Annotated in this window: 9 protein-coding genes and 1 pseudogene; 6 read left to right on the top strand and 4 right to left on the bottom strand. The window is 58.9% G+C overall.

The features are described from left to right. Positions 1-253: 253 nt before the first annotated feature. Positions 254-1645: an MORN repeat-containing protein gene (locus tag ACW9UQ_RS16640; RefSeq protein ID WP_458932136.1), complete on the bottom strand. Its 1392-nt coding sequence runs from the start codon at positions 1643-1645 to the stop codon at positions 254-256. 289 nt (positions 1646-1934) lie between these two features. Here ACW9UQ_RS16640 and ACW9UQ_RS16635 point away from each other — a divergent pair, with 289 nt between their 5' ends. Beyond that, positions 1935-3593 carry an NAD+ synthase gene (locus ACW9UQ_RS16635; RefSeq protein ID WP_458932134.1) on the top strand — a complete coding sequence of 553 codons (1659 nt, stop codon included), beginning with the start codon at positions 1935-1937 and terminating at the stop codon, positions 3591-3593. A gap of 158 nt (positions 3594-3751) precedes the next feature. Here ACW9UQ_RS16635 and ACW9UQ_RS16630 read toward each other — a convergent pair whose 3' ends face one another. Further along, positions 3752-4222, bottom strand: coding sequence for a peroxiredoxin (locus ACW9UQ_RS16630; RefSeq protein ID WP_458932133.1), 471 nt, complete (start codon positions 4220-4222; stop codon positions 3752-3754). Positions 4223-4308: 86 nt separating this feature from the next. On the opposite strand from ACW9UQ_RS16630, the gene ACW9UQ_RS16625 reads away from it, so the two are divergent. From ACW9UQ_RS16625 to lpdA, 5 genes are all read left to right on the top strand, one after another. Then, entirely contained in the window at positions 4309-7698 is a 3390-nt protein-coding gene (locus ACW9UQ_RS16625) for a hypothetical protein (protein ID WP_458932132.1), read from the top strand. Positions 7699-7714: 16 nt separating this feature from the next. Further along, positions 7715-8776 carry a tRNA preQ1(34) S-adenosylmethionine ribosyltransferase-isomerase QueA gene (gene queA / locus ACW9UQ_RS16620; protein WP_458932131.1) on the top strand — a complete coding sequence of 354 codons (1062 nt, stop codon included), beginning with the start codon at positions 7715-7717 and terminating at the stop codon, positions 8774-8776. 29 nt (positions 8777-8805) lie between these two features. Further along, positions 8806-10131 (top strand): MFS transporter, encoded by a 1326-nt coding sequence (locus ACW9UQ_RS16615; RefSeq protein ID WP_458932135.1) that lies wholly within the window; start codon positions 8806-8808, stop codon positions 10129-10131. Between the two features lie 63 nt (positions 10132-10194). After that, complete coding sequence (locus tag ACW9UQ_RS16610; protein ID WP_458932130.1) at positions 10195-10764, top strand: DUF924 family protein; 570 nt, start codon at positions 10195-10197, stop codon at positions 10762-10764. 68 nt (positions 10765-10832) lie between these two features. Next, a complete protein-coding gene (gene lpdA, locus ACW9UQ_RS16605) occupies positions 10833-12230 on the top strand; it encodes a dihydrolipoyl dehydrogenase (RefSeq protein WP_458932129.1) in 1398 nt (465 codons plus the stop codon). A 70-nt stretch (positions 12231-12300) separates the two neighbouring features. On the opposite strand, the gene ACW9UQ_RS16600 is transcribed toward lpdA, so the two are convergent. After that, a complete protein-coding gene (locus ACW9UQ_RS16600) occupies positions 12301-13872 on the bottom strand; it encodes a carboxyl transferase domain-containing protein (protein WP_458932128.1) in 1572 nt (523 codons plus the stop codon). 376 nt (positions 13873-14248) lie between these two features. Continuing rightward, a pseudogene (locus tag ACW9UQ_RS16595) lies at positions 14249-14355 on the bottom strand (IS5-like element ISCARN85 family transposase); the annotation flags it as partial.

Below are 14355 nucleotides of genomic sequence, written 5' to 3'. Positions count from 1 at the left end.
GAAGGAATTCAAACGCATCGCAATGAGGGCAGAGAAAACGGATGCCTCCTATGCCGCGATGATCAACCTGTGCGCAGCCATCATAAACTCACGATGAATGTCCACAGACCCTAAAGCGTTTCGAGTTTATGTGATGTCTCAAGGTAAACTCGAAACGCTTTAGCGCAGAAGTTCGTGGCGCATAGTGTTTGTCTTGCTCAAAAGAAAACCCCCGGCGCTGGGGCCGGGGGTTTTCAGTAATAATCGGCGGCGATCAATTGCCGCGATCTTCTTTCTCGGCTTCTTCGGCCTCTTCCTGAGTGGCTTGTTCGCCGCGCGCCCAGTAGCCGTCATATTCTTCGCCCGAGGCGTAGACCATTTTGCCACGGCCCTGACGCTGGCCCTTGGTGAAAAAGCCCTCGTAGCGGTCGCCATTGGGATAGGTCGCAACGCCCTGACCGTCGATTTCGCCAGCTTTCCAGCCACCTTCATACTGGAAGCCATCTGACATCTTGATCAGGCCTTCGCCGTCACGCTGGCCCTGCTTGAAGGTTCCTTCATAGACGGTGCCATCGGCATAAGTCGCGACACCGTTGCCCTCACGCAGACCGTCAATCCACTGGCCGGTATAAGTGAAGCCGTCCTGATAGGTCATTGTGCCGGTGCCGTGGTTGCGGGCGTTCTTGAACTCACCCTCATAGACCAGGCCATTTTCATAGCGGGCAATGCCTTTGCCATCGATCACGCCGTCGACCCAGTCCCCCTCGTAGGAGGAGCCGTCGGAATAGATGATCTTGCCCTTGCCATGGGCGACATCGTTGCGGAACTGACCTTCATAGGTAGAGCCGTCCGGATACTGAACCTTGCCTTCGCCTTCGATCCGGCCCTCGACCCACTGGCCTTCGTAGCGGTAGCCATCGGTGCCAGTGAATGTCCCGGTGCCATGACGCTGGTCCGCAACAAACTCTCCGACATAGACGTCGCCGGAGGCGTAGGTTGCTGTGCCGGTTCCCTGGCGTTGGCCGTTGACCAGTGTGCCTTCGTATTTGTCGCCATTGGCCTGAATCAGAACACCGGTGCCGTTGATCTGGCCGCCAGACCATTCGCCGGTATATTTCAGGCCATCAGGCATGGTCAGCGTGCCGGTGCCCGCGCGCACACCTTGTGCGATATCGCCTTCATATATAGCGCCATCGGGATAGGTGATCTTGCCAGTGCCGTGCTTTACACCGTTTATCCAGCCGCCTTCGTACCGGTAGCCATTGGGGGAGGTCATCACACCCTGGCCCTCATGAACCGCATTGGCGAACTGACCTTCATAGCGCACGCCGTTGGCATAGACCGCGACACCGTTGCCGCCGATCTTACCCTCAAGCCAGTCACCTTCGTAGGTGCCGCCATCGGAGAAGACGATCTTTCCCTGACCTTCTGGACGACCATTTACGAATGTGCCGGTATAGACAGAGCCGTTAGGAAACTTGGCCGATCCCTGGCCTTCGATCCGGCCCTCGATCCATTCGCCTTCGTATTCATAGCCGTTGGGCAGGGTGTATTTTCCGACACCATGCTGCTTGCCGTCCTTAAACTCACCGGTATAGACGCCACCTGTGTCATATTGCTTGGTCTGTACTTCGCCGCTTTGTGACAGGGCGGTGGTAGCGACCATCGCCAGAACCGCCGAGATGGAAACCGTCTTCTTCTTCAATGCACCGTTCCTCGATTTTACCCCTGGATGCCTGTTCGGGCTTATCCGCATCTTTTCAAAAGCTGTCCTATTACAGTAACAGCCAGTTTTCCAGCAGAACTGTATTCAGGCCACAGGGCCCTGACAATGTTTATGTATTCAATTATGGCCGTGTCATGGCGAGACGGCAACGCTTCTGGGGCGATCTTGGGGGTATTGCCGCCGCTGACCTATACGTTAAGACAGGCCACGCACTGCAAGAGGGGTATCCATGTCCGATCATTTTCGTCTGACGCTGTGTCAGTTAAATGCCGTGGTAGGCGATCTGGCGGGCAATGCCGATCTGGCGTTCAAAGGGTTCGAGGCGGGGCGTGCGGCGGGCGCTGATCTGGTTGCGCTGCCCGAGATGTTCATCACCGGCTATCAAATTCAGGACCTGGTCGACAAACCTGCATTTGCCGTGGATGCGATGAACCATATTCGCAGGCTGGCAGAGCGCTGTGCGGATGGTCCTGCACTGGGCATTGGTGGTCCGCTGTTTGAGGATGAGTTGATCTTCAACGCCTACTATATCCTCAAGGATGGGCGGATCATTGCCGAGATACGCAAGCATCATCTGCCTAATTACGAAGTGTTTGATGAAAAGAGACTTTATACCTCTGGTCCGATTCATGGCCCGGTCGCGGTGAATGGCCTGCGCATCGGTCTGCCGATCTGCGAGGATGGCTGGTTTCCGGATGTTGCTGAAACCATGGTCGAAAGCGGTGCAGAGATTCTGCTGATGCCAAACGGATCGCCCTACCACCGGGGCAAGCTGGACTTGCGGATGAACCATATGGTGTCCCGTGTGGTCGAGAACAACGTGCCGCTGATCTATCTGAACCTTGTCGGCGGGCAGGATGACCAGATGTTTGATGGGGCATCCTTTGTGCTGAACCCTGGCAGCGCGGTGGCCGCGATGCTTCCACCGTTTGAGGAAGCCATCGCTCATGTTGACTTCCAACGCACGGGTGAGGGCTGGCAAGCGCGCCCCGGGGATCGCGCGCATCAGCCCGACGAATGGGAGCAGGACTACCGCGCCATGGTCGAAAGTTTGCGCGACTATGTCGGCAAAAGCGGGTTTTCCCGTGTGCTTCTTGGTCTGTCGGGCGGGATTGATTCTGCCCTGGTGGCCACGCTTGCCGCTGATGCGCTGGGGCCAGAGAATGTGCGTTGCGTGATGCTGCCTTCGGAATACACCTCATCCCATTCGCTTGAGGATGCCGCTGCGATAGCGCAATTGCTGGGTTGTCATCTGGATACGGTGCCGATCGGGCCTGGGCGGGCGGCCATCACTGAAACGCTTGCTCCGGTGTTTGAGGGGACGCAGACCGGTATCGCGGAAGAGAACATTCAGTCGCGGCTGCGGGGGCTCTTGTTGATGGCGATCTCAAACAAATTTGGTGAACTGCTGCTGACCACCGGCAATAAATCCGAAGTCGCGGTCGGCTATGCCACCATTTATGGCGACATGGCCGGGGCCTACAATCCGATCAAGGATCTTTACAAGACGCGGGTTTTTGAGACCTGCCGCTGGCGGAACGCAAATCATCGCGATTGGATGAAAGCGCCGGACGGGGCTGTGATTCCGGAGCGGATCATCAGCAAACCCCCCTCGGCCGAATTGCGCGCGGATCAAAAGGATGAGGATAGCCTGCCACCCTATGAAATTCTGGATGGCATTTTGGAGATGCTGATAGAAGGCGATGCCTCGGTCGCGGATTGCGTTGAGGCGGAGTATGCGCGCGAGACCGTGAAGAAGGTGGAGGGGCTATTGCTTGGCTCGGAATACAAGCGGTTTCAGGCTGCCCCTGGAGTGCGTTTGACGCAGAAGGCCTTTTGGCTGGATCGGCGGTATCCGATTGTAAATAAGTGGCGCGATCCTAGCTGAATTTAATTTAAGTAATGCGTATAAGAAATTGTATAATTACATATTTTAGATTTTATAAGCCCATTTTCTGACCGCAGGATCAGGCCGTCGTTCATTGCTCAACCACGGCCTGATGATGCAGCCTTTAAAAAGCTGATTGATCCGATGCGGAGCCGAGGTTAGCCCGCCCGCACAGCGTCCAGCACGGCCTCGACATGTCCGGGGACTTTGACCTTGCGCCAGACCTGCGCAATTTTTCCGGCCCGGATCAGAAAGGTGCTGCGCTCGATCCCCATGAATTTCTTGCCATACATGCTTTTTTCGACCCAGACGCCATAGTCTTCGCAGACAGGCCCGTCTTCGTCCGAGGCCAAAGCAATGGTCAGATCATGCTTGGCCACGAACTTGTCATGGCTGGCGACGCTGTCACGCGACACACCCAACACCTCAGCGCCCGCGCCGGTGAACTCCGCCAGCGCCGTGGAAAAGTCGATTGCCTCCTTTGTGCAGCCGGATGTGTCATCCCGAGGATAAAAGAATAAAATCAAGGTTTTGCCGTCATAATCTGACAGAGAAACCGTGCCACCGCCATCGCGCGGCATCTCAAAGTCCGGCGCTTTATCGCCGACATTCACAACTTTATCACCCATTCCTAACCCTTTGCTATTTAACAGAAGCTAGATCAGGACTTGAATATGATGCTATTATCTTCGCAGGCAACAGTCCGGGGGCAGCTGTGGCCAAAAAAAATGACACGCTGCGCAATGGTAGAACACCAAGGATGAACAGGGCGAGGTTGCTCTTGCAGGAAAAGCCGACCCGGCGGCCCCGACGCCGCAGGGTCCATCGGCATGGCTGGATCGCAAAGATCTGGCATGTCGCGGTGCGCGAATTTTCCTCAATCCTTGCCAAAATCATGAGCTTCGCGGTGTTTGCCGCATTGTTTCTGCTGCTGTTTCTGGATGGAAGCCAGGTAGCCGTGCCGTGGTTCAACCGGCTGGTCAATGTGATGGGCGGACCTGCGACTGAGGATGTGACCATCGGAGATGTCGAGTTTGCCCTTGGCCGCGGCGACGTGCCTGCCGGGCTGACCCTGAAAGACGTGGTGTTGAATTCCGGGGACGTGTCGGTGGTTCTGCCGAAGGTCGAAACCAGCTTTACCATGCTGAACGGCATTCAGGGGCTGGTGCGGCCGAAATCCATCGAGGTTTCGGGAACGAAATTGCGGTTCATCCGCAACCGGCAAAATCAGTTTGCCATGCTGACGCCAACGGGCCGGTCCGTTGTTCTGTTTGGGGCTGATACGGATATGACCGCGCAGCCCGATCTGTCCTTGCTGTTCGGGCAGCTGGCCGATCTGGACAAGTTCGCGGTGCTGGAAGAACTGGACTATGTCCGGCTTGATGATATCACCGTCTCGTTCGCGGATCAGCGCAGCGGTAGGCGCTGGACCAGCCTTGATGCCCAGGCCGAATTTCAGCGCAAAGACGGACGGCTGATTGCCTCCCTTGATGCGTCGCTGGCCGCCGGGCAGGGCGACGCGCCGATGCGGGTTTCGGTTCGGATGTCTGCAAGCCAGACAGATGGCGGCACCCGGATCACCGCCAGTTTTGAGGATGTCCCACCGGCGGATCTGGCCACGCAGGTTGGTGTCCTTGACTGGATGGACGTGATTGAGGGCCGGGTCAGTGGAAACCTTGCGCTTAGCTATGATCAAACCGCGACGCTGACGGATATGTCCGGTGTGCTGGACCTTGGGCCCGGCAAGATCGAGCCGCAACCCGGGCGCAGCATCGGCTTTGATGGGGCCAAGGGCTATTGGCGGTATGACCCAAGGGCGGATGTGATCCATTTGGACGGGCTGACCGTTGATACCTTGTTCGGCGGTCTGACTGCAGATGGTCGTGTGTCACCAAAACGGGACCAGTCGGGAGGCATTGCAGCCCTTGTCGGCCAGTTGCATTTGTCCCGTCTGGATATTGAGGTGCCGGAGTATCTGGCCCGTCCGCTGACTTTTGAGGATGGTCGGGCGACCGCCCGCGTCGCCTTTGATCCGTTCCGCATCGATATTGGCGAGGCGCTTTTGCACAAGGGCAGCAGCCGTATCGCCTTAAGCGGGCGTGTGAAGCCCGAGGCGCTGCATTGGGATGTAGCACTGGACGGTCAGGTCGGGGATATCGGTTTTGAGGATGCGATGGCCCTGTGGCCTGCGACATTCCGGCCCAATCTGCGCCGTTGGCTCGACAAACATGTTGAGGCCGGTCGTCTGACCAGTTTGGCCGCGCATGTCCGGACACCGGATGGCCGACCAGAGATCGGGCTCGATTTCAGTTACGCCGGGGCGTCGGTGCGCGTTCTTGATACCATGCCTGCGATCCGGGCCGGGGTCGGGCGCGGCACATTGCTGGGCAACCGGCTGAGCATTGCGCTGCGTCAGGGGTATAGCGAAACCGGGACCGGGCGCATTGATCTGGCTGGCAGCCGTTTTGTCGTACCTGATACCCGCATCGACAAGGCACCGGCCATCGCGCTGGTTCAGGCGCAAGGTGCCATCCCGGACCTTTTGCATGTGATCAACCTTCCCCCGCTGGGACTGATGGATCGCTTTGGCCGCGCTCCTGATCTGGTGGAGGGGCAGGCCGTGGTTGCAGCTGAGCTGGGGTTTGAGCTGCGCAAGGATCTGAAGGCACGCGATGTGCGGGCCAGTGTGACGGCGGATTTGCAGGGGGTTACCTCGGATCAGATCGTGCCGGGGCGTGTTTTGGCGGCGGATGCGATCACGCTGGCTGCGGATAATGACGGGATGCGGATTTCCGGCCCTGTGCGGCTGTCCGAGGTGCCGATGCGGATCACATATGCGCAGGAGTTTGGTGAAGGGGCCGATCCCGGGCGGATCGACGGGTCGATGTCGCTGACCAATGCGCATCTGGCGGGCCTTGGCATTGGCTTGCCCAAGGGAATGGTCGGTGGCAGTGGCAAGGCGCGGTTCGAAATCGCCCTTCGGAACGGCGCGCCGCCACGATATTCGGTGACCGCCGGGTTGGGCGGCAACAGCCTGGCGCTGCCGTCGCTTGGGTGGCGTAAGCGGGCCGGACCCGCTGCACGCATCGCGATGTCCGGCGCATTGAGCACGCCGGTTACCATTGAAAAGATGGACTTTTCCGGCCCCGGCCTGTCGGCCAAAGGCAGCCTGACGCTGTCTGCGGCGGGGTTACGGCGCGCCAGCTTATCGCGTCTGCGCATTGGCGGCTGGCTGGATGCGCCGGTGGATTGGGACCCCGTCGCAAATCGCGCCTCTGTACGTGGCGGCACCATCGACATGCGCAGGGGCGGGGCCGGTGGTGGTAGCGGCACGGGCGGCGGTGGCAGCGTCAAGCTGAGCCTCACCCCGGACCGGGTCATCGTTTCGGATGGTATTGTCCTGACAGGCTTTCGCGGTGATCTAACCACCGGGCAGCGCAGCCGGGGGCGGTTTACCGCGCGGGTGAATGGCCGGTCCAAGGTCAGCGGTGTCATCCAACCCGGCGAAGCCATCTTTATTGAGGGGCGCGATGGTGGTGCCGTTCTGCGCGACGCGGGCTTGTTCGAAAACGCCCGCGGGGGCACGCTGCGTATTTCCCTCAAACCGCTGGGCAAGGGTGTCTATGACGGGCGGTTCTCTCTACAAAAGACCCGGGTCACCGGCGCGCCGGTCCTGGCCGAGATGTTGTCGATCATTTCCGTATTCGGACTGGTAAACCGCCTGGGCGGTGAGGGTATCTATTTCGACGATGTGCAGGGCTGGTTCACCTTGTCCGATGATCGCCTTGTGGTCACCCGGTCTCGCGCGGTGGGGGCCTCTATGGGGATCACACTGTCCGGGTCCTATCAACTGGATAACGACCGGCTGGACATGCAAGGGGTCCTGTCCCCGCTTTATTTCGTCAATGGTTTGCCCGGGCGAATCTTTGGTCTTGGCCGACTGTTAGGTGGACGCGACGGGGAAGGGTTGTTTGGTGCATCTTTCCGAATAACTGGCAAAGCAAACGCGCCGAGAACCAGTATCAACCCGCTTTCAGTGCTGACGCCCGGCGCGGCGCGGGAGTTGTTCATGAGCCGCCAGGACTTGCGGCCAACCCGTAATTGATCCATGTGCCCCGGTCATGAGTGACCTTTTATCCGACTACGACTTTGATCTGCCTGAAAGCCTGATCGCGCTGCGCCCGGCCCAGTCGCGACCGGCGGCGCGTTTGCTGGTGGCCACACCAGATAGGTTGCGCGATGCGCATGTGTCGGATCTTGGCGAGGTTCTGCGCGACGGCGATCTGCTGGTCTTTAACAACACCAAAGTCATCCCCGCCCGCCTGCGCGGCATGCGGCGACGCGACACCGCCCATGGCAGCGGCATCGCCAATATTGAAGTGACGTTGATCGAGCCGGGCACGGACGGGCATTGGCAGGCACTTTGCAAACCGGCGCGCCGTTTGGCCGTGGGCGATGTGATCACCTTTAGCGATGATTTCAGCGCAGAGGTGCTGGATCGCGAGGGGGGTGAGGTTGCTTTGAAATTCTCTGAAAAGGGCGACGTGCTGGACCGTGCTATCGCCCAACTGGGTGAATTGCCGCTGCCGCCCTATATCGCGGGCAAACGTGCGGCGGATGAACGCGACACCATCGATTATCAAACGGTACTGGCGCGTGTGCCCGGCGCGCTGGCCGCGCCGACCGCTGCGCTGCATTTCGACACTGACTTGCTGGGGCAACTGGCTGCAAAGGGTGTGCAGCGGACCGAGGTCACGTTGCATGTGGGGGCAGGCACGTTTCTGCCGGTCAAAACCGACGATGTGCGGCAGCACCGAATGCACTCCGAATGGGGAGAGGTCAGGGCCGACGCAGCAGAGGCCATCGAGGCCACACGCGCCGCGGGTGGCCGTGTTATCCCCGTTGGCACGACCTCGCTTCGTCTGCTGGAAACCGCGGCGACCGGTCCGGGCCGTATCGCGCCTTGGACCGGAAACACGGACATCTTTATCCGTCCGGGACATGAGTTTCGCCTGTGCGATGGACTGATGACCAATTTCCATCTGCCGAAATCGACCTTGCTGATGTTGGTGTCTGCGCTGATGGGCCGTGAGCGGATACTTCAGGTCTATGCCCATGCTGTGGCCGAGGGATACCGGTTCTTTTCCTACGGCGATTCTTCGCTGTTGTTGCCCGACGACTGAAAACGACATACACGCGTCGGTTCCGGCGCATACAGGCCCGATTAGCCCGCTTACAGAGGCGCGCGAAAGGAGGATCTGGCATGGTTGAGGTTCTGCGACAATCCTGGGCGCTGCTGTTGGGCGTTTTGCTGCTGATGATCGGGAACGGGCTGCAGGGCACGGTTCTGGGGTTGCGCGGTGTGGCCGAAGGGTTTTCCGCCAGCACGATGTCCTGGGTGATGTCCGCCTATTTCCTGGGTTTTCTGGTCGGATCGCGCTTGGCACCAAGGCTGATCCAGCGTGTCGGGCATATCCGGGTTTTTGCCGCTTTGGCCTCGCTTATCTCGGCGGCGTTCATCCTTTATGCTGCGATCCCGCACCCAGTCAGCTGGGCATTGATCCGGCTGGTGGTGGGGCTATGTTTTTCCGGCGTTTATGTCGTTGCGGAAAGTTGGCTTAACAACAGTGCGACCAATGAAACGCGCGGACAGGCACTGTCGCTTTACCTGATTGTGCAAATGGTTGGCATTATCACGGCGCAGGGGTTGGTCAACCTGGCCCCACCGGAAAGCTATACGCTGTTCGTGATCATGTCGGTGCTGGTTTCCATCGCTTTTGCGCCGATCCTTTTGTCGGTCAGTCCGGCGCCGCCCTTTGACACCACCAAACCGATGACGCTGCGCGAGCTTTATAACGCGTCACCACTGGGCACGATTGGCGTTGTGATCATCGGCGGGCTGTTTTCCGCGATTTTTGGCATGGCGGCAATTTTCGGGGCCGAAGCGGGGTTGAGCATCGCGCAGACTACCGTGTTTACCGCACTGATCTATTCCGGTGGCCTTTTGGTGCAGTACCCCGTCGGCTGGTTGTCTGACCGTATCGATCGGAGGCAACTGATTGTGGCCGGGTCCGGGGCAGGGGCCGTGCTGACGGCTGTGCTGTATCCGGTCCTGGATCAGCTTTGGGCGATCTATCTGTTGGGGTTTGTCATTGGCGGGGTGACCAATCCGCTTTATGCGCTGCTTATTGCCTATACCAACGACTACCTTGAGCCTGAAGATATGGCGGCAGCCTCGGGCGGCATGGTGTTCCTGAACGGGCTGGGCGCGACCACCGGTCCGTTGGTCATCGGCTGGGGAATGGGGGCGCTGGGGCCGCTGGCATTTTTCCTTTATACTGGTGTGCTTTTCCTGATCATCGCGCTTTATGCGCTTTACCGGATGACCCAGCGGGAGGCCGTCTCCACGGAGGATGCCATGCCATACGCCCCCGTTCTGCCGCAGGCCACATCTGTTGCGCTGGAGGTGGCGCAGGAGGTCGCAATCGAAATGGCCGAAAGTGACGAAACCGACACTGAGCCCGAAGCGGCCAAATAAATGCTGGTCAAGCGAAGTTTTCGCTGTCAGGCTTTCCCAAGGTCAATGGTTGAGGACAGAGCAGTGGTAAAAAAAACGGAACAAATCATTGACTTTTGGATCAATGAAGTTGGCCCTGCAGGCTGGTATATGCCACCCGAAGGACTGGACGAGCAGATCCACGACAGGTTCCAGGATGACTGGACCGAGGCCATGCAGGGTGACGTTAAAGGGTGGACCTGTTCACCAACGGCCGCCCTTGCGCTGGTGATCCTGCTGGACCAGTTCCCGCGCAACATGTTTCGTGGCACCGCTAAGGCTTATGCCTCGGACGGAAAGGCGCTGGCGCTGGCCAAATTGTCGATCTCGCGCGGGCATGATCTGGCGACCCCTGAACCGGCGCGGCAGTTCTTTTACATGCCGCTTGAGCATTCAGAAAGCCTGCCGGATCAGGACCAGTGCGTGCGCATGATGAGCATGAACATGAACAGCCCCGAGTTGCTGAAACATGCCAAAGCGCATCGCGAGGTAATCCGCAAATTCGGGCGCTTTCCATATCGGAACGAGCATCTGGATCGCGCCTCGACCGAGGCAGAGTTGGAATATCTGAAGGCTGGCGGATATAGTTTCACGCTTAACCAAATCGCTGCCTGAACCCACTGGAACCTGCCTGCGCTTTGCACTAGGTTTCGGGGCAACAAGCCGCGAGAAGGAGAAGGCGCATGGCGGAACAAAGCTTCGATCTGATCGTAATCGGGGCCGGTCCCGGCGGATATGTGGCCGCGATCCGTGCTGCACAACTGGGCCTGAAAGTTGCCTGCGTTGAGCGTGAGCATCTGGGCGGCATCTGCCTGAACTGGGGCTGCATCCCGACCAAGGCGATGCTGCGGTCCGCCGAAGTGTTTCATCTGATGGAGCGAGCAGGGGAGTTTGGCCTGTCTGCGGGCAAGATCGGATATGACCTTGGCAAGGTGGTGGAGCGGTCCCGCGGTGTGGCTAAGCAACTGTCTGGCGGTGTCGGCGGCCTGCTGAAAAAGAACAAGGTCACCGTGATTATGGGACAGGCGCGGCTTGCCGGTAAGGGCAAGGTCAGCGTCAAGACCGACAAGGGTGAGGATACTCTGACGGCAAAGAACATCGTTCTGGCCACCGGTGCCCGCGCCCGCGACCTGCCGGGGCTGGAGGCGGATGGCAAGCGGGTCTGGTCCTACAAACACGCGCTGAAACCGCCACATATGCCCAAGAAACTGCTGGTGATCGGCTCAGGCGCGATCGGGATCGAGTTCGCGTCGTTCTTCAACACGCTGGGGGCCGAAACCACAGTGGTCGAGGTGATGGACCGTATCCTGCCTGTGGAAGACGTCGAGATTTCTGCCTTTGCCAAGAAACAATTCGTCAAGCAGGGCATGATCATTCTGGAGAAATCAATCGTCAAGCAACTGGACCGTGCTGCCGCCAAGGTGACTGCGCATATCGAAACCGGTGGCAAGGTTGAGAAGCAGGAGTTTGACACCGTGATCTCTGCCGTCGGCATTGTCGGTAATGTCGAAGACCTGGGCCTGGAAGAGGCCGGGATCAAGATCGACCGCACCCATGTGGTGGTTGATGAATACTGCCGCACCGGGGTCGAGGGGGTGTATGCTATCGGCGATATCGCAGGCGCGCCTTGGTTGGCGCATAAGGCCAGCCATGAGGGTGTGATGGTTGCCGAGCTGATCGCGGGCAAGAATGACGTCCATCCGGTGCGCCCCGAAAGCATCGCGGGATGTACCTATTGCCACCCGCAGGTTGCCTCGGTCGGGTATACAGAAGCGAAGGCAAAAGAACTGGGGTATGATATCAAGGTCGGTCGTTTCCCCTTCATAGGCAACGGCAAGGCCATTGCGCTGGGCGAACAGGAGGGCATGGTCAAAACCATTTTCGATGCCAAAACCGGAGAGTTGCTAGGCGCGCATATGGTCGGGGCCGAGGTGACGGAACTGATCCAGGGCTATGTGGTGGGCCGCCAGTTGGAAACCACCGAAGAGGACCTGATGAACACGGTCTTCCCACATCCAACCTTAAGCGAAATGATGCATGAAAGTGTGCTGGATGCCTATGGGCGGGTGATCCATTTCTGAATGACGATGGTGGGTTTCACCCACCCTACATGGTGTTGCTCTGTAGGGTGGGTGAAACCCACCATCATTCTTACATCCGGAAAACGCCGAAGCGTGTATCTTCGATCGGCGCATTCAGGGCAGCTTTTAATGACAGTGCCAGAACCTCGCGCGTCCGGCGCGGGTCGATGATCCCGTCATCCCATAACCGGGCAGAGGCATAAACCGGGTGTGATTGTTCGGCGAACTGATCCAGCACCGGTTGCTTGAAGTCTGCCTCTTCCTTTGCACTCCACGTGCCGCCTTTGCGTTCGATCCCGTCGCGGCGAACCGTGGCCAAGACGCCTGCCGCCTGTTCACCGCCCATCACCGATATCCGCGAGTTGGGCCAGGTCCACAGGAAACGCGGTTGATAGGCGCGGCCCGACATCCCGTAATTCCCGGCCCCAAACGAGCCCCCGACAAGCACAGTAAATTTCGGGACGGATGTTGTCGCTACTGCAGTCACCAGCTTGGCTCCGTGTCGCGCAATGCCCTCGGCCTCGTATTTTTGCCCGACCATGAAACCGGTGATATTTTGCAGAAACACCAATGGGATATTGCGCTGCGAACACAGTTCCACAAAATGTGCCCCCTTCTGGGCGCTTTCGGAAAACAGCACGCCGTTATTGGCAATGATCCCCACTGGCCAGCCATCGATATGGGCAAAGCCGCAGACCAGAGTGGTGCCAAACCGGGCCTTGAACTCATCGAACCGGGACGCATCGACGATGCGCCAGATGACCTCGCGAATGTCATAAGGTGTACGCAGATCGCCCGGAACAACGTCCAGCATTTCGTCAGGGTCCCGCTCCGGCAGGGCCGGAGCTTGCCGGGTGAGGGCAGCCCCCTTCGGCTGTCCGAGCGCGGCAACGCAGTCTCGGGCCAGTGCGAGGGCATGGGCGTCATTGTCAGCCAGATAATCGGCCACGCCAGATAGCCGCGTGTGCACATCGCCGCCACCCAGATCCTCGGCCGTGACCTCCTCACCGGTGGCGGCTTTAACTAAAGGGGGTCCTGCCAGAAAGATCGTGCCCTGTTCCTTGACGATAATCGTCACGTCAGACATCGCCGGCACATAAGCCCCGCCTGCCGTGCAGGATCCCATGACAACCGCGATCTGAGGGATGCCCTTGGCGCTCATCCGCGCCTGATTGTAAAAGATGCGTCCGAAATGATCGCGGTCGGGAAACACCTCATCCTGATTGGGCAGGTTCGCGCCGCCGCTATCGACCAGATAGACGCAGGGCAGGTGATTTTCCTCGGCGATTTCCTGGGCGCGCAGGTGCTTTTTCACCGTCATCGGATAATAGGTGCCGCCCTTGACCGTCGCATCATTGCAGACAACCATCACCTCGCGCCCATGCACCTGACCGATCCCGGCAATCACACCGGCGGCCGGGGCAGCGCCATCATACATGCCACTTGCGGCCAGCGCGCCGATCTCCAGAAAGTCCGATCCGGGATCAAGCAACCCTGCAACCCGGTCCCGTGGCAGCATCTTGCCGCGGGATAAATGCCGTTCACGCGATGCCGCGCCGCCGCCCTGCATGGCGGCCGTCGCCGCTTCAGATATCTCGGCCATAGCCGCTTCGTGCTGGGTGCGGTGGGTCTGTCCGTCCATCTGATCCTCTCTGTTGTGCTGCGGTCACAGATGCGCCGCTGTGTTGGTATGCCGGTGGTCAGCCGGTGCCGTCCCAGCGTATCAGAGCTTTTCAGAAACCGCCATTAGGGGCCAACATGTTGAACATCTGCACGTTCGCATCTTTGCGTCCCCCTGCGTCACAAGAAGTCTGCTGACGCCCGGGGAGGCTTCCCCCAGTTCTGATTACTCTTTGAGGGCCGCAAACCTTCGGCTGATGGCGATGTATTTCCGATTTGTTTCGACTGAGGTCGATCCGTTCTCTTGCGCAGAGACGGGTCCATTCCGCACGGCATGGCGGGTTCTGGAGGATCCGACCGTCCCCCGCTGGCTTATCCAAGCAATTGACTAGGGCCTGTTAACACTTAATCATATCGACGATTAGGGCGAAATTCAGGAAAGCGCGGTACATGACGTCCAGCTTTTCGAACCTTGAGAAGATGCGCCGGTATCCTTTCAGCCTTC

The sequence above is a fragment of the Halovulum sp. GXIMD14793 genome (assembly GCF_054457435.1).
This window is presented reverse-complemented; position numbering and strand designations above follow the sequence as displayed.

Excerpts from the sequence above, each read along its gene's own strand:
- ACW9UQ_RS16630 (WP_458932133.1), bottom strand. The coding sequence starts at position 4,222 with ATGGGTGATAAAGTTGTGAATGTCGGCGATAAAGCGCCGGACTTTGAG.
- lpdA (WP_458932129.1), top strand. The coding sequence starts at position 10,833 with ATGGCGGAACAAAGCTTCGATCTGATCGTAATCGGGGCCGGTCCCGGC.
- ACW9UQ_RS16635 (WP_458932134.1), top strand. The coding sequence starts at position 1,935 with ATGTCCGATCATTTTCGTCTGACGCTGTGTCAGTTAAATGCCGTGGTA.
- queA (WP_458932131.1), top strand. The coding sequence starts at position 7,715 with ATGAGTGACCTTTTATCCGACTACGACTTTGATCTGCCTGAAAGCCTG.
- ACW9UQ_RS16640 (WP_458932136.1), bottom strand. The coding sequence starts at position 1,645 with ATGGTCGCTACCACCGCCCTGTCACAAAGCGGCGAAGTACAGACCAAG.
- ACW9UQ_RS16600 (WP_458932128.1), bottom strand. The coding sequence starts at position 13,872 with ATGGACGGACAGACCCACCGCACCCAGCACGAAGCGGCTATGGCCGAG.